This is a genomic window from Phenylobacterium sp., assembly GCF_020402505.1.
In the GTDB taxonomy this organism is placed as follows: domain Bacteria; phylum Pseudomonadota; class Alphaproteobacteria; order Caulobacterales; family Caulobacteraceae; genus Phenylobacterium.
Genome location: NZ_JADBZL010000023.1, coordinates 1 through 15,862, shown reverse-complemented (window position 1 = coordinate 15,862; position 15,862 = coordinate 1). Strand labels below are relative to the sequence as shown.

15 protein-coding genes are annotated in these 15,862 nt (G+C 65.3%); 12 read left to right on the top strand and 3 right to left on the bottom strand.

Features of this window, described 5'->3' with window-relative positions:
• Position 1: 1 nt before the first annotated feature.
• A complete protein-coding gene (locus tag IM632_RS01780) occupies positions 2 to 2,353 on the bottom strand; it encodes a TonB-dependent receptor (protein ID WP_296497404.1) in 2,352 nt (783 codons plus the stop codon).
• Positions 2,354 to 2,520: 167 nt separating this feature from the next.
• On the bottom strand, positions 2,521 to 3,567 hold the full coding sequence (locus IM632_RS01775; protein ID WP_296520762.1) for a nitrilase-related carbon-nitrogen hydrolase: 1,047 nt from the start codon (positions 3,565 to 3,567) through the stop codon (positions 2,521 to 2,523).
• 63 nt (positions 3,568 to 3,630) lie between these two features.
• Here IM632_RS01775 and IM632_RS01770 point away from each other — a divergent pair, with 63 nt between their 5' ends.
• The 7 genes from IM632_RS01770 to IM632_RS01745 all read left to right on the top strand — a co-directional run bounded on the left by IM632_RS01770 (position 3,631) and on the right by IM632_RS01745 (position 10,253).
• On the top strand, positions 3,631 to 4,422 hold the full coding sequence (locus tag IM632_RS01770; RefSeq protein WP_293519936.1) for a GntR family transcriptional regulator: 792 nt from the start codon (positions 3,631 to 3,633) through the stop codon (positions 4,420 to 4,422).
• Between the two features lie 69 nt (positions 4,423 to 4,491).
• A complete protein-coding gene (locus IM632_RS01765; RefSeq protein WP_296497410.1) occupies positions 4,492 to 5,142 on the top strand; it encodes a hypothetical protein in 651 nt (216 codons plus the stop codon).
• A complete protein-coding gene (locus IM632_RS01760; RefSeq protein ID WP_296497412.1) occupies positions 5,139 to 6,725 on the top strand; it encodes an FAD-binding oxidoreductase in 1,587 nt (528 codons plus the stop codon). Before IM632_RS01765 ends, IM632_RS01760 begins: the two co-directional genes overlap by 4 nt.
• A complete protein-coding gene (locus IM632_RS01755) occupies positions 6,722 to 8,149 on the top strand; it encodes an aldehyde dehydrogenase family protein (protein WP_296497415.1) in 1,428 nt (475 codons plus the stop codon). The genes IM632_RS01760 and IM632_RS01755 overlap by 4 nt, the downstream gene beginning before the upstream one ends.
• Complete coding sequence (locus IM632_RS01750) at positions 8,146 to 8,859, top strand: hypothetical protein (RefSeq protein WP_293519932.1); 714 nt, start codon at positions 8,146 to 8,148, stop codon at positions 8,857 to 8,859. The genes IM632_RS01755 and IM632_RS01750 overlap by 4 nt, the downstream gene beginning before the upstream one ends.
• Positions 8,860 to 8,942: 83 nt before the next feature.
• Entirely contained in the window at positions 8,943 to 9,110 is a 168-nt protein-coding gene (locus tag IM632_RS14465) for an FAD-dependent oxidoreductase (RefSeq protein ID WP_363278547.1), read from the top strand.
• 58 nt (positions 9,111 to 9,168) lie between these two features.
• Positions 9,169 to 10,253, top strand: a protein-coding gene (locus IM632_RS01745; protein WP_296497418.1) for an IS3 family transposase whose coding sequence is annotated in 2 segments (ribosomal slippage) — positions 9,169 to 9,418 and positions 9,418 to 10,253 — 1,086 coding nt in all. Because the reading frame shifts where the segments join, the coding sequence is not laid out codon by codon here.
• Positions 10,254 to 10,341: 88 nt separating this feature from the next.
• Here the strand turns inward: IM632_RS01745 and IM632_RS01740 are convergent.
• Complete coding sequence (locus tag IM632_RS01740) at positions 10,342 to 10,893, bottom strand: pentapeptide repeat-containing protein (protein ID WP_296497420.1); 552 nt, start codon at positions 10,891 to 10,893, stop codon at positions 10,342 to 10,344.
• 81 nt (positions 10,894 to 10,974) lie between these two features.
• Between IM632_RS01740 and IM632_RS01735 the strand changes: the two genes are divergently transcribed.
• The 5 genes from IM632_RS01735 (at position 10,975) to phhA (ending at position 15,699) form a co-directional block, all read left to right on the top strand.
• Positions 10,975 to 11,295 carry a DUF6665 family protein gene (locus IM632_RS01735; RefSeq protein ID WP_296497422.1) on the top strand — a complete coding sequence of 107 codons (321 nt, stop codon included), beginning with the start codon at positions 10,975 to 10,977 and terminating at the stop codon, positions 11,293 to 11,295.
• Between the two features lie 154 nt (positions 11,296 to 11,449).
• Positions 11,450 to 12,580, top strand: a complete 1,131-nt coding sequence (hppD, locus tag IM632_RS01730; protein ID WP_296497425.1) for a 4-hydroxyphenylpyruvate dioxygenase — start codon at positions 11,450 to 11,452, stop codon at positions 12,578 to 12,580.
• Positions 12,577 to 13,119, top strand: a complete 543-nt coding sequence (locus IM632_RS01725; RefSeq protein WP_296497427.1) for a VOC family protein — start codon at positions 12,577 to 12,579, stop codon at positions 13,117 to 13,119. Before hppD ends, IM632_RS01725 begins: the two co-directional genes overlap by 4 nt.
• Positions 13,056 to 14,414 carry a fumarylacetoacetase gene (fahA, locus tag IM632_RS01720; RefSeq protein ID WP_366817219.1) on the top strand — a complete coding sequence of 453 codons (1,359 nt, stop codon included), beginning with the start codon at positions 13,056 to 13,058 and terminating at the stop codon, positions 14,412 to 14,414. The genes IM632_RS01725 and fahA overlap by 64 nt, the downstream gene beginning before the upstream one ends.
• A 424-nt stretch (positions 14,415 to 14,838) precedes the next feature.
• A complete protein-coding gene (gene phhA / locus IM632_RS01715; RefSeq protein WP_296503356.1) occupies positions 14,839 to 15,699 on the top strand; it encodes a phenylalanine 4-monooxygenase in 861 nt (286 codons plus the stop codon).
• Positions 15,700 to 15,862 lie beyond the last annotated feature (163 nt).

Below are 15,862 nucleotides of genomic sequence, written 5' to 3'. Positions count from 1 at the left end.
TTCAGAAAGAGTACCCGATCGCCACGCCGATCTGGCGCCGGTCGGCCCCGGTCACCAGCGGCGAGGACACCGAGTAGTTGACCGAGTCGAAGAAGCGCACGCCGGCCGTCGGCGTGTCGTCGTCCAGAACGTTGTCGGCATAGGCCTGAATCCGCCAGCCATCCTCGCCGCGTAGCGTCAGCCGCAGGTCCAGCGTCGTCTTCTCGCCGAAGTATTGCAGGTTGTCGGCGCGCAGGTAGGCCTTGGACTGGTAGGCCACGTCGGCCCGGACCGAGAAGTTCACGCCGTTGCCGAGCTCGCGCTCGTACTGCGGGCTGATCACCAGCTTGTGCTCGGGCACATACGGCAGGTGGTTGCCGTTGAAGTCGATGGGCGGGCGGCCGGCCAGCACCAGGGTCGCGGCGAGCGAGTCGTCCACGAACGCCGAATAGGTCGCGTCGGTGTAAGCGTAGTTGCCGCTGAGTGTCAGGGTGTCGGTCAGCTGCCACACGCCGTCCAGTTCCAGGCCGAGGACCTCGGCCTTACCGACGTTGCAGGTATAGGTTCGCTGGGTCGACGTCCCGCCCAGCGTCACCGGGTTCTGGCAGGCCACCTGCTGGTCGGTCCAGTCGGTATAGAACAGGGCGGCGTTCAGGATCAGATCGCCATCCAGGAGGGTGTTTTTCAACCCGATCTCGTAGTTCCAGCTATACTCGGGCTGATAGGTCCATTGGGCCGTGGTGATGTTCAGGTTGGTGTTGAACCCGCCCGCCTTGGCTCCGCGCGCGATGATGCCGTAGAGCATTCCGTTTTCCGTCAGGTCATAGTCCAGCGTGACGCGGGGCGTGGTGAAGTCGAAGGACTGTTTGGAGTTGCGAACCAGGGCCGAGGCTCCCGTTCCGCCGGTTCGTGACGGCGCCTGCTGGTAGCTCTGATCCTCCTCCTCGTAGCGTAGCTCGACGGACCCGCGAAGGCGGTCGGAGAACTCGTAGGCGAGGGATCCGAACACCGCGATGCTGTCGATCTCGGTGCGCGAGCGCGGAACGCCGTTGGTGTTGACGGCGGCTTGGGTCAGTGGCGCCTGGCTCTTCGCCAGAACGCGGACCTCGTTCGAATAGTAGAAGGCCCCGATCAGCCATTGCAGGCGGCTGTCGCCATTGGAGGCGAGGCGCAGTTCCTGGCTGCGGTCTAAGAAGCGGTCTTCGCTGGAGGAGGTGGCGAAGCTGCTCTGGCCGAAGGGGATCGCCGGGGCGAAGGGGAAGCCGAAGTTGGGGCATCCGCCGGCGCGGTCGCAGATCGTGTTGTCGCCGTCAAACGTGTACTCCGTCTTGCGGCGGCTGTAGCTGCTGATCGAGGTCAGGGTCGCATAGTCGAAATCGTAGTCCAGCGTCAGGCTGGTCCGCAGGGTGTCGCCACGCTGGCCGTAGTCGGTCGGCTCGAAGCCCGTGCGGCGGGTATTCACCGTGACCCCGTTCTCGGGAATCGAAGGCAGTTCGCCGAGGTAGAGCAGGTTGCGCTGCTGGGTTGCCGACCCACCCGCAGGCGTGCCGGGCGCGCCATTGGTGCGAATGACGCTCGATGCGGGCTGACCCGAGTCCTCGGTGCTCACGGTCGTTCGGAAGGTCGCAGTCAGGCGGTCGGTCGGACGTGCTTCAACCACGAGCGACGCCCCGCTGTTCTCCACGAAGTCGACGCGGCCGCCATCGATGGAGCTGGTGTAGAAGCCGTCGAACGTGCGCGCGAATCCCGACAGGCGGAACGCAAGCCAGTCGTTCAGCGGACCGCTGATAGACAGCATGCCCTTGCGTAGACCGTTGTCGCCGACCGTCAGCTCGGCGCTGCCGGTATAAGCACCGCTGCTGGGACGCTGGGTGATGTAGTTGATCGCGCCGGCGAAGGTGTTGCGGCCATACAGCGCCGATTGCGGCCCCTTTACGATCTCCACCCGCTCCAGGTCGTTGAGCTCCAGGTCCACGCCGGCCTTGCCGCTAAGGTAGACGCCGTCCAGGAAGACGCCGACGTTCAGTGGGCCGAACGTTTGGGCCGCGCCGCGTATGATGGGCAGCTGGTTCTGGGCGCCGAACAGGGGCGTGTAGACCAGGCCGGGAGTCAGGCGCCCAAGGTCCGCCAGGCTCTCGATCCGCGCTTCCTGGATGGTTTCCTGCGTGAAGGCGGTGATGGCTATCGGCGCGTCCTGGATCGCTTCCTCGCGCCGACGCGCGGTGACCACAAGGTCATCGACCGTCGTGGCTTCAGGGCCTGTGTTCGATGCCCGCTGCGCGGAGGCGGGCGGGGCGGCCGAGGTCAAGGCTGCGAACGCGACGCCCGCAAGGAAAACGCTGCGGGTCAGGATAACACGATGATTGCGCGACATTGGGTCCAGCCCCTCCTATTGCCGAAACAATATACTTTTGAGACATTTGACTATGGACTAGCGAGATTAGGCGTCAATGCTGCGATGCAGCGGCGCGGTTCAGAGCCTCCGGTTGTCAAAAAACCGTAACCATGACGACACGGTGAACGCCGTTGAGCTCGCGATGACTATATCAGTCCTGCATCGACCAGCTTGTCGATCACAGCTCGCTGACGCTGGGCATAGAAGGCCGGGTTCGGAACGGTCAGCTCTCCCCACGCGTCCACCAGTGTGTTGCTAGGCTGGATGTCCACGCCGGCGTAGGCTTGGCTCCAAAGGTGCATGGGCTGGCGCGACAGGAGGTTAGGCATGCCGGGACGGCGGCGGTAGCGACGCAGATCACCTACGTCGATTTCGGCGTAGCTCGCCATGCTCTCGCCATAGCCCGCTTCTGCGAGCACCTGACCCCGGAAATCGATGATCTTTGAGGATGCGTCGGTGGAGGCGCTGGGGATGGCGATGCCCTCTATGCCCGCCGAGTTGGCGCTGACGACGTAGGTCAGGTTCTCGATTGCGCGGGCCTGTTTGGCGACGTTTTTCGGGGTTGTCAGCGCAGCGGCGATCTCGCTTGAGGAGTGGACGAACACCTCGGCGCCGCGCACGGCTTGGGCGCGGGCGATCTCGGGATACAGGATCTCTTCCGACGCGATAGCCGCCAGTCGACCGATCTCGGTGTCGACAACGGGGAAGACGCCATCCAGGCCGTACCTGGCCAAGTATTGATCCCAGACGTCATAGGGGCTGGGACCGAACAGGGTGACAAGGCGGCGATACCTAAGCACCACCTCTCCGGCGGGGGCCACAACGAAGCTGCACTGGAAGTAGAGGCCCGGAAAATGCTCGTCGGTCTCATAGGCGTTGCCGGCCAGGAAGACGTCATTGGCGCGGGCAATCTCCCCCAATGCCCGATACTCGGGCCCTCCGGGCGCCAGGCAGGCCCTCTCGGACCAAACGGCGGTGGGTTCCCCCATTGGAAAGCCCGTCAGGAAGTACTCCGGCAGGACGACCAGTCGCACGTCCGGGCCGATGAAGCGTTTCGACGCTGCGATCTGGGATCCGATCCGCCGGATCGCCTCCGCCATGCGGGGCCGACTGGCGCGGGCGTCGGCATCGCCGTTGACTGCGAAGCATTTCGTCTGCAAGGCCAGAGCGATGTAGGGTGAGGGGTCGGACATTGCGCGCTCCGTATGGATCGTCCTATGCCTAGCGCGGACGGAGTTGGTTTAGGAATAGGTCATTTGACCGACGGCGCATCAGACATCGAGGCTCGCGACGCGGGACTTCTGAACGCGGCCCTGCCCACGCCGTTGTATCATCAGGTCTATCTGATCCTGCGCGAACGCATCCAGTCGGGCGTCTACGCCGATGGCGAGACCCTGCCTGGTGAGCAGGAGCTGGCGCGAGCCTTCGACGTGTCGCGTATCACGGTCAAACGGGCGTTGAACGAATTGGCCGCCAACAATCTGGTCTCGCGCCATCGAGGTCGGGGGACGATCGTGTCTACCGGAGGGGTGATCCCGCTGGTGTCTGGCTCCTTCGAGACCCTGATCTCGTCCCTGAGGTCGATGGGGCTCACGACCGAGGTGGAGCTGCTGGAGGTGGCGGACGAGCCAGCCAATGCACTTGTCGTCTCGCGACTGAAGCTTGAACCCGGGGCGACGGTTCAGAGGGCCGTCCGCCTGCGAAAGCTGCAAGGCGAACCGTTCTCCTACCTGACGACCTTCGTTCCAGCCGACATCGCGGCGCGCTTTCCGATTGATGAACTGCGCACGACGCCTCTTCTGACGCTGCTCGAACGCGCTGGAGCCGAGGCCGTGGAGGCTGAACAGTGGATTACGGCGGGCGCGGCCTCGCCCACCGTTTCGGCCTGTCTGGACGTGCCGTCGGGATCGCCCGTCCTGAAGATAGAGCGGATCATGATCGGCGCAGACGGCCGCCCCGTTCAGATGATCGTCGGCCACTACCGCCCAGACCGGTTCCAGTACCACATGACGTCTCGGCGCAAGTCGGGGGCCGAAGGCTGGACCTGACCGCCCTTTGGGCTTGCCAACAGCGTCGTCCTCAAATGATATAGAGTTATATCATTTGAGGATGACTCCTTGGCCGACGCGCTTCTCCTGCTGCTGCACGTTCTGATCCTGGTCTATTGGCTGGGTGGCGATCTGGGTGCGTTCGTCGCATCTTTCCTGATCGCCAATCCCGCCAATGACCGGGCGGCGAGGCTAGGAGCGGCCCGTTTGCTGGGCGACGTCGACATGGCCCCTCGCACGGCACTCATCCTGGCGTTTCCAACCGGATTCGCCCTGGCGGCCGCGCGGGGGTGGGTCGCGGTCGATCTGGTGTGGATCGCGGTCTCATGCGTCGCGAGCCTTATCTGGCTGTTCGTCGCCTGGCGAATTCATCTGGACCACGCCGCACCCGGGTCGAGCCTGCGCCAGATTGATCTTGGCTTGCGTTGGGTCGTCGCAGCCGGTCTCGGCGCGGGCGGCGTGGCGGGGCTTGCAGGGGTCATGGGTTGGCCGCTGTTTGTGAACCTCAAGCTCCTCATCCTCGCCGGATGCGTCCTCACCGGCTTGTTTGTCCGCCGCCTCACTGCTGACCTCGGTCCGGCGCTGGGTGCGCTCGCGGCTGGACAGACCGACGCCGACACACGTATCGCCCGCTCGCTCGCCGCGACGCGCCCTGCCGTTCTCTTCATCTGGCTGCTGCTGCTTGCGGCGGCCCTGCTGGGTTTGTGGAAGCCCCAATGAGCACCGCCGACGACCTGTCCCGCACTTTGCCCGCCGACTCTCTCCGGGCCGCGCTGAGCCCCGAGGTCGTCTCAACCGATCCGGCCCTGCTGGAGCTCTACGGCCAGGACATCTGGAAGATCTGTCGTCGTCCGGTCGTGATTCTCCGTCCGGCAGACACAGCTGGCCTGTCGCGGGCCCTTGCTGAAACAGCGCGGTTGAACCTGCCCGTGGCCCCGCGCGGCGGTGGCATGAGCTACACCGGCGGCTATGCCTCGGACGCTGGTCCGCTCGCATTGATCGACTTGTCGCGGATGGATCGGGTGCTGCACGTCGATCCCGAGGCCATGACGGTCACGGTCGAGGCCGGTTGTACCTGGAAGACCCTGCACGAAACCCTGAGGCCGCATGGCCTGCGGACGCCCTTCTGGGGCCCTCTGTCCGGCGTGTCGTCGACGATCGGCGGCGGACTGTCCCAGCTGAACGCCGTCTTCGGTGCTGGCCACTGGGGCACGACGTCCGAAAGCGTGGTCGGCCTGACAGTCGCCCTCGCCGACGGGCGGCTCATCGCGACCGGCGCTCGCCGCAAGGCCGACGGCAGGGCCTTCTACCGTCACTATGGCCCTGACCTGACCGGCCTGTTCTGCGGTGACTGCGGCGCGCTCGGAGTCAAGGCCGAGATCACACTCCGGCTCATGCGGACGCCGGCGCACGAGGCGCACGGCTCCTTCGCTTTTGACACAGCAGACAAGGCGCTGTCGGCGACGGCCGAGATCAGCCGAGCCGGCGTTGCGGCTGATATGTTCGGATTCGATCCGTCTCTGTCTGCGATGCGACTGAAGCGGGCGTCACTCCTTCAGGGGGTCAAGGCGCTGGGGGCCATCGCGACGTCTGGAGGCGATCTTTTCAAGGGCATGGCGGCCGCCGCCCGAACGGCGGTTGCTGGGCGGGGTTTCCTCGGCGCCGATGATTGGTCGATCCATCTGACGGCCGAGGCCCGCTCCGCCGCCGGGGCCGAGGCCGATCTGGTTGAGGCGCGCCGCATCTGCCTGGGTCTGGGTGGACGCGAGGTCGAAGCGTCGGTCCCGCGCGTCGTCAGGGTTAGCCCCTTCACGCCGCTAAACAATGTGCTGGGCCCTGACGGCGAGCGCTGGGTGCCTGTTCATGGCCTCGTCGCCTTGCAGGACGGCCAGGCCGCCTATCGCGCCATCATGGCCCGGTTCGAGGCGCTGAGGCCCCGATTCGAGGCGGGAAGGGTTCAGACCGGCATGATGTTGACGGCGCTCTCGACCAACGCCCTCCTGATCGAGCCCGTTTTTGTTTGGCCGGAAGAGCGTCGCGCCCTGCATGAGGCGACGGTTGAACCTCACGTCCTGTCGAAACTGCCTCGCCATGGCGAGAACCCTGAGGTCACTGCGCTGATCGCCGAGGCCCGCACCGCCGTCATTGACGCCTTCAATGAAGTTGGCGCCGCTCACTTCCAGATCGGACGGACCTATCCTTGGCGCGACAATCTGGATGAGGGCAGTCGCCGGCTGATCGATGCGATCAAGGCCGATCTTGACCCGACCCATCGGATGAATCCCGGCGTGTTGGGCCTGTGAGGGATTTCACCGCTCGCAACCCGAGAACTGGCGTCCACGACTGGCGCGGAAAGGCGCTTGACCCGCCCGAGGTCGGCGATGTCGCCGCACGCCTGCGCGATGGACAGGCCACCTGGGAGGCCAGAGGAGCCATCTCCCGCTTGGAGGTGCTGCGCGCGTTCGGTCAGGCGCTCCGCCGCCACGCCGAACCCATCGGCGCCGCGCTGGAAACCGATACGGGTCGCCGCCGTATCGCCCGACTGGAGATAGACAGCGTCGTCGGCTCGATCGAAGGCTGGGCCCGAGTCATCGCTGCCGACGCCCCGCCGGCTTGGGTGCAGGGTCGAGGCCTTCCGTCCGTGCGCCACATCACCGCCTGGAAAGCCTATCCCCTGGTCGGCGTGGTCAGTCCTTGGAACTTCCCCCTGCTGCTCGGCATGATTGACGCTGTCCCGGCGCTGCTGGCAGGTTGTGCTGTCTTGATGAAGCCGTCCGAGGTGACACCCCGTTTCGTGGCCCCTGTGATCGCTGCCCTCGCCGAGGTGCCCGATCTCGCAGCCGTCTTCGCCGTCGTCACTGGCGATGGGATCACAGGGCAGGCGGTGGTCGACGCCGCCGACTGCGTCTGTTTCACCGGCTCGGTCGCGACAGGGCGCAAGGTCGCCGTCCAGGCCGCCGGGCGACTGATCCCCGCCTTTCTTGAGCTCGGCGGCAAGGACCCGCTGATCGTTCTGCAGGGAGCAGATCTGGAGGCTGCGACCGACGCCGCGCTGCGCGGCTCTGTTCTGTCTACGGGGCAAGCGTGCCAGTCGATAGAGCGCATCTATGTCGCCCGACCCATCCATGACGCCTTCCTTGCTCGTCTGGTCCAGAAGGCCGAGGCCACCCGCCTGAACTGGCCCGACATCGCTTTCGGTGAGATAGGTCCGATCATCTTTGACCGCCAGGCAGACATCCTGGCTACCCAGATCGCCGATGCGCGCGACAAGGGGGCCCGCGTCCTGACCGGCGGCGAGATCGAGACCCACGGCGGCGGTCGCTGGCTGCGCCCCACGGTTCTCACCGGCGTCACTCCTGACATGCTGGTCATGCGGGACGAGACGTTTGGTCCCATTCTGCCCGTCGTCGCCTTTGACACCTTGGACGAGGCTGTGTTGATGGCCAACGACGGGGAGTATGGGCTCTCCGGCGCAGTCTTCGCCGCCTCTCTGGACGAAGCCGAGACCATCGGGCGCCGGCTGCTGGTTGGGGCCATAAGTCTGAATGACGCGGCCCTGACCTCCATCTTCTTCGAAGCCGCGAAGCAGGGTTTCAAGAGCTCAGGTCTCGGCCCCTCCCGGATGGGTGAGGATGGATATCGACGGTTCCTGCGTCGCCAGGCCCTTATCGCCAACACCGCCCCACCCGTTCCGCTGGGGGCCTTTTCCGAAGAGGGATTGACGTGAAGCACCGCTCCATCACAGGCACCATCCTCTACACCTCCAGGAAGCCGGATCGCCTCGATCAGCCGCGAGGCATCGAGCATTTCCGCTTCACGCATCACACTGACGGCAAGCGAACGCTCCGCGCCCACTGTGAGATCGAGGAACCGCATCCCAGCGTGCTTCGCGACATCGTTTACTCGCTGGACGAGCACGGTCGTCCCATGGATTGTCATGTTCGCCTCACGGTCGACGACCGCTTCATGGGATCAGGTTGGTTCCGTTTCACCCAAGACTTTGTCGAGTGCGAGAGCTACGGCCCCACTATCGGCCGTCTTTCCCAGCGCATGCCGTTGAACGGTCCCATCGACGGGATGGGCACCCATCCTGTCGTGGCGGATGGCTATCTGCTGAGCCTGTTTGACTGGGTCGAGGGCGAGAAGAAGAAACTGCGGGTCATGCTGCCAAGCCCCGACCACCGGGGCGCGACCCCGCCCATCATCGCTGAGGTCAATATCGACGCCGTCTTCCTCGGCCGCGAGACGGTGACGGTCAAGGCCGGGACCTTTGCCACGAAGCACTTCCAGTTTATCGATGACGGCAGCTCGGGGATGGCGGGTCAGCATCCGCCCTATGATGTCTGGATCACCGACGATGCCGACGCGATCATGCTTCAAGGCGGCGTCGGCGGCTACATGCAGACCTGGTACGAACTGATCGCGCTGGATCGTTGAGATGGACCGCCGGGCACTGCTTGCGACTGGCCTGGCTGCGACGTTTGCGGATCGGGCAAGGTCTCAGGCTCGGCATGATGTGATTGTGTTCGGCGCCGGTCTCGCCGGGGCTGTCGGCCGCCCTGACCCTACAGGCTGCAGGCGCGCGGGTTAGGGTGCTCGAGGTGCAGGACCGGCCAGGCGGGCGACTGAGAACCGAGAGCGGTGGCGGTCTGACGATTGACGTGGGCGCTGTCGAGGTCGACCCATGACCTGCCCCCCTTCTGATCGCTCGATTTGAGTGAGAGTCCGTCCACAGAGGAGACGGACATGAAGAAGAGCTGGTTCGACGAGGCGCAGATCATCGGCGTGCTGTGGGAGCAGGAGGCCGGTAGCCCGACGGCGGATGTGTGCCGTCGGCACGGGATCAGCGAGCAGACGTTCTATCGCTGGAATGCGAAGTACAGAGGCATGAGCGTGTCGGACGCGCAGAAGCTGAAGACGCTGGAGGACGAGAACCGGCGGCTGAAGAAGCTGCTGGCGGAGTCGATGCTGGACGTGTCGGCGCTGAAGGACCTCCTGGGAAAAAACTGATCGGGCCTGCAGCGCGCCGGGAGGCTGTGCTCCGCCTGATGGCGGAGCGCGGTTTCTCGCAGAGGCGCGCCTGCGGGCTGGTCCAGGTCGATCCGAAGACGGTGCGCCGCGTAGCCCAGCCGGGCGACTCGGAGGTGCGTGAGCGGCTGCGGAGCCTGGCGGCGGAACACCGCCGCTTCGGCTATCGGCGGCTTGGCATCCTGCTCGAACGTGAAGGCGTCAGCATGAACAAGAAGAAGCTCTTCCGGCTCTACCGGGAGGAAGGCCTGGCGGTAAGGCGCCGGCGCGGCCGCAAGCGCGCGACCGGCTCGCGGGCGCCCATGGCCCTGCCGAGCGGACCTAACCAGCGCTGGAGCCTGGACTTCGTGACCGACACGCTGAGCTGGGGCCGGCGCTTCCGGATCCTGAGCAGCGTCGATGACTACACACGCGAACACCTAGCCCTGGCCGTCGACGCCTCGATCGGCGGCCATCGCATGGCCCGGGAACTGGACCTCCCGATCCGCCGGCGGGGCAAGTCTTCGACCATCGGCAGCGACAACGGCGCGGAGATGACCAGCCGGGCCATGCTGGAATGGACCAGCCGCACCGGCGTCGACTGGCGCTACATTGCGCCGGGCAAGCCGCAGCAGAACGACTTCGTGGAGAGTTTCAACGGCAAGCTGCGCGACGGGCGCCTGAACGCGGAGGTCTTCGCCAGCCTGTCGGACGCCCGGGCCGTGATCGAGCGCAGGCGGCTGGACTACATCCACGTCGGGCCGCACTCGGCGCATGGCGGTCTGACACCGCCGGCGTCAGACGGGCATTCTTGTGGACGTTGATCCCGGACCTTCCGGGCTAGTTGTTGGAGCTTCGCGACCCCAGCCTCTCAGCCCAGTCCTGGGTGAACAACCTTCATAGCTTGGATGCTTAGTCCTGCGGGCAGGGGCGCAAGGTCAGGCCCCGGGGCAGGCGAACGGTCCCGACCGCACACGCGGCGTCCAGCTGCTCTTGTCTGAGGTTGCGGGCGTTGCTGAGATCGACGCCGGAGAAGGCGGCGGCCTTGAGGCTGGCTCCGTCGAAGTCCGCGCCTTTGAAGCTGGCGCCGCGGATAAGGGCGCCGTCCAGGCGTGCGTCGTTCAGACGGGCCTCATCGAAGTCCGCCCCGGTGATGGCGGCGCCTGTGAGGTCGCTGCGGGTGAGGTCGGACCCGCTGAAGTCGGCCCCGGTGAAGTGCACCTTGCGGAGATTGGCGCCGATCAGCGACGACCCGGAGAAGTCGGCCCCCAGGAACCGGGCGCCTGGCAGCTGCCGCCCGGACAGGTCGCAGCCGACGCAGGCCCCGCCGAAGCTGACGGCGCGGGGGATGTCCTTTGCAGGCATGAAGGACAGGGCCTGCGCCACTGGCGCTCCGCCGAGGGCGGCGAGGGCGGACAGGACGACGGTTCTGGAAAGAAGACGTCGAAAAGGGGGTGAGGCCATGAGCGGCCTATGGGCCCCCGAAACGTGCGGCGCCACTTAAATTGCTGTAACTGGAGACCAACCCCTCTCCGGAGCCGCACCATGAGCCTGCGTCCTCCCCGCCTTGGACAGGTCTCCGTCCCCGGCCGCGACACCGGCCTCAGCGTGCTGGAAGCCGAAATGATGTCGGAGGCCGCGGCGGCCCTCGGCCGGGCCGGGACCCGCGCCGAGGCGGCCCTCGCCAGGCTGAAGGATCCCGGGGCGCTTGCGGAGATCGGTCGGGAGGTCCTCCTGCGTCAGGCGGCCGACGCCGTCTGGAGCTTTTTCATTCAGCGGGAGGCGTGTGGGCTGAAGGACCAGCGCCAGGTGGTCGCCGACCTGGCCATTCCCAGAGCTGTCCTTGTGCGCATCGGCGCACGTTAGGCTTTGCAGTTCGGGCGCGTTGCTTGAGATCGTCGATCTTTGGAGGCCGGCGCCGCTACGATCAGGCAGGCCATCGGCGTCTAGCCTTCGCCTCTGTCCCATTCAGTCATCTAATGGACGCTGACGGCCACCGAAGTTGCGGTAGACTGGCGCCATGAGCAACCAGCAACAGGTGAAGCCGCCGATGGCCGACGCGTTTGAAAACCCGCTGGGCCTGGATGGCTTCGAGTTCATCGAATTCAGCGCTCCGAAAAAGGGCGTCCTGGAACCCGTGTTCGAATGCATGGGATTCACCCTGATCGCCCGCCACCGATCCAAGGACGTCCAGCTGTGGCGCCAGGGCGGCATCAACCTGATCGCCAATTATGAGCCGCGAAGCGCGGCCGCCTATTTCTCCGCGGAGCACGGCGTCTCCTGCTGCGGCATGGGCTGGCGCGTCCGGGACGCCAACAAGGCCTATGAACTCGCCCTCGCACGGGGGGCCGAGCCGGTCGAAAGCCGCACGGGGGTCATGGAGCTTCGCCTCCCTGCGATCCGCGGGATTGGCGGCTCCATCATCTATCTGATCGATCGGTACGAGGGCCAGGAGCAAGGCGACCTCTCCATCTACGATATCGACTTCGTCTATCTGCCGGGCGTCGATCGTCATCCGGTAGGGGCGGGCTTCCACACCATCGACCACCTGACGCACAACGTTTACGGCGGCCGTATGGCGCACTGGGGCGGGTTCTATGAGCGCGTTTTCGGCTTCCGCGAGATCCGCTATTTCGACATCAAGGGCGAGTATACGGGCCTGACAAGCCGGGCGATGACGGCGCCTGACGGCAAGATCCGCATTCCGCTCAACGAGGAGGGAAAGGCGGGCGGTGGTCAGATCGAAGAGTTCCTGCGCGCCTACAACGGGGAGGGCATTCAGCATATCGCCTTCCTTTGCGACGATCTTCTCAGCTGCTGGGACAGGCTGAAGGCGCTGGGGACGCCGTTCATGACGCCGCCGCCAGCGACCTATTACGAGATGCTGGCGGAGCGCCTCCCGGGGCATGGCGAGCCGGTCGAGGAATTGCAGAGGCGCGGGATTCTGCTCGACGGCTCGACGCAGTCCGGCGATCCGAGACTGCTGCTGCAGATCTTTTCGGAGACGATGGTCGGGCCGGTGTTTTTCGAGTTCATCCAGCGGAAGAAGGATGAAGGTTTCGGCGAGGGGAACTTCACGGCGCTTTTCGAAAGCATGGAGCGCGACCAGCTGCGGCGCGGCGCGCTGGAAACCCGGGAGCTCGCGCGGTGACCGCACCCCGCCTGAAGCGCATCCATCACGTCGCCTACCGCTGCCGGGACGCCAAGGAAACCGTCGAATGGTACCGACGCGTTCTGGGCATGGAGTTCACCACCGCCTTCGCCGAGGACAAGGTACCGTCCACCGGCGAAGAAGACCCCTACATGCACGTCTTCCTCGACTGCGGCGGGGGCAATGTGCTCGCCTTCTTCGAGTTGCCGCAACAGCCGGAAATGGGGCGCGACCCGAACACCCCGGCCTGGGTCCAGCACATCGCCTTCGAGGTTGAGGATCTGGACGCCCTGGTCGCCGCAAAGGCGCACATCGAAGGGCAGGGGATAGATGTGCTTGGCCCGACCTATCACGGCATATTCAAGTCGATCTATTTCTTTGATCCCAACGGCCATCGCCTGGAGCTCGCCTGCAATATCGGCAAGCCCGCACAACATGCGGAGCTGCGCGCCCTGGCGCCGGTAATGCTCGAGGAGTGGGCCCTGACCAAGCGCGCGCCCCGTCAGGCCGCCTGGCTTCACGAGGAGCCCCCGGGGTGATCAGCATAGATCACACCCACGACCCGGCGGCGTCCTGCTGGATTCCGGGCGCAGACGCGCATCCTGATTTCCCGGTGCAGAATCTTCCGCTTGGCGTTTTTTCGCTTGCGGATGGGGCGCCGCGCCTTGGAACGGCGATCGGGCCCTTCATCCTCGACCTTTCCGCCCCTTCGGCTGAGGGTGTTCTTCCCGCCGCGCTTGCGCCGGCTCTGGCCGCGCCCACGCTCAATCTGCTTTTCGCCCTTCCCGCCGACGCCCGGCGGGAGATGCGCTGGGCGCTCTTTGAAGGTTTGACCTCGCCAGCCGGAAGGAAGACCTTTGAGAGGCATCTCCTGGAGGCAGCGGATTGTCGATTACGGTTGCCGTTTGTCATCGGCGACTACACCGACTTCTACGCCGGGATTCACCACGCCGCCAATATCGGCAAGCAGTTCCGTCCCGAGAGTCCGCTCCTGCCGAACTACAAGTACGTGCCGATAGGTTATCACGGAAGAGCTTCATCCGTCCAAGCGTCGGGCGCCCCGGTCTTCCGGCCCAAGGGCCAGCGCAAGAGCGCAGACGCCCCGTCGCCGGATTACGGCCCGTCTCAGCGGTTGGACTACGAACTCGAACTGGCGGTTTGGGTCGCGGGAAGCAATGCGATTGGCGAAACGACGCCGATCGCCTGCGCAGGAGACCGCATAGGCGGCATCGGCCTGCTCAACGACTGGTCGGCCCGCGATATTCAAGCCTGGGAGTATCAGCCGCTAGGTCCCTTTCTGGCGAAGAGCTTCCTGACCACGGTGTCCCCCTGGGTCGTGACCATGGAAGCCCTGGCGCCCTTCAGACGGGCGCAGCCGCCGCGTCCTGAAGGCGACCCGCCGCCGCTGCCCTACCTGTTGGACGAAGCGGATCAGGCAGAGGGCGCTCTGGCGATCGATCTGGAGGTGCTTCTGCAGTCCGCCAGGATGCGGAAAGCCGGAATGGCTCCGGTTCGACTCAGCTACGGTCCTGCAACGAACCTGTACTGGACGATCGCCCAGTTGGTCGCCCATCACACCGCCAATGGATGTAACCTGAACCCGGGTGATCTGCTCGGCACAGGCACGATCTCCGGCGCGGAGAAAGGCGCCTTCGGCAGTCTGGCCGAACTGTCCGAGGCCGGGCGGACTCCATTGACCCTGCCGACCGGCGAGCTTCGGACATTCCTGGAGGACGGTGACGAAGTCCAACTGAAGGGGACGGCTTCGGCCCCCGGTTACCGCTCGATCGGCTTCGGGCCTTGCTGCGGAAGGGTCGCGGGCGAAGCGCCATGATCGGGTTGTGCGAATGCTGGCGCTCTGGCGCAGCCTGGCGGCTCCGCAGTGTCCTCAACCTCAGGGGTGTCGGATCCCGACCCCTCCCGCACGATCTGCGCAAGAGGGAGGAGAGGGCGTCATCCGTCCGCCACGCCTTGTTGCGGGGCCGGGCCGCCTCTGTGAAGACGCGCATTCTCCCGCTAAAAGCTCGGCGCGTCCTGACCCCAATGGGACGCGACCTGAAAAGCGGCGAGAACGCCGCACGGACTGGGATCGCAAGGTGGATCGCCGGCGGGTTCATGACCTTCGCGGGGTTCATCGCACGTCATCGCCAACACCTCGCCTTCGGCCCTGAAGTGAGGGCCGCGGGGGGCGGGGTTTACCCGGCCGGGCGTTGGGCCCATCCCGCTTTCCAACCGGGCTCAGAAGGAGGGAGGGAGCGATGAGCCAGAGTCTGGACCCTCCCGAGGGGGTAAATCCGGACTGGACGATCTCTCAGGACTGGGAGTCCTACACTGCTGCAGATCACGCAATGTGGGACAAGCTGTTCGAGCATCAGTCGCGCCTCCTGCCCGGCCGGGCTGTTCCGGAATTCATCGAAGGTCTGGACATCCTGCGCCTGGATACACCCGGCATTCCAGATTTTGAGGATCTGTCCCGACGCCTGATGAAGGCGACCGGCTGGCAGGTGGTGGCCGCGCCGGGTCTCGTTCCCGACAAGGTTTTCTTTGATCATCTCGCCAACCGCCGCTTTGTCTCCGGTCGTTTCATTCGGTCGGCTGGCCAGGAAGGGTATCTCCAGGAACCAGACGTGTTTCATGACGTGTTCGGTCATGTTCCCTTGCTCGCAAACCCGGTCTTTGCCGACTATCTCCAGGCGTATGGAAAGGGCGGACAGCGGGCGGCGGGACTTGGCTCGCTGGTCAACCTGGCGCGGCTCTATTGGTACACGGTCGAATTCGGGCTGATCCGTAGCGACGAGGGCCTCCGGATCTACGGAGCAGGGATCGTCTCCTCCAGTGCGGAGTCGATCTTCTGCCTGGAGGATCCGTCGCCCAACCGGGTCGGCTTCGATATGGAGCGCGTCATGCGAACCGACTACCGGATCGACGATTTTCAGCAAACCTACTTCGTCATCAACTCGTTCGAAGATCTCCTGCGAAAGACGCAGGATACGGATTTCGCACCGATCTACGCCCGCCTCGCCGACGGGCCGGCTCTGCCCGCGGACGCCTTGATCTCCACTGACAGGGTCCTGACCCGCGGCACGCAGCGCTATGCCTTTGAGAGGGTCAGGGGGTAGCAGGGATCAGGGGATTCTTCCCCACGCTCATCGAGGCCTTCGTCGGATCAGGCGCCCGTCCTTGTCGGAGGGGATCCAGGGGGGTGATCAGACCTCTCAGCCGGCGAGGTCGTTCTCCGCCTGGCCTCCGCAGGTCTCGCAGACCAGATCCCCGCCCTTCCGG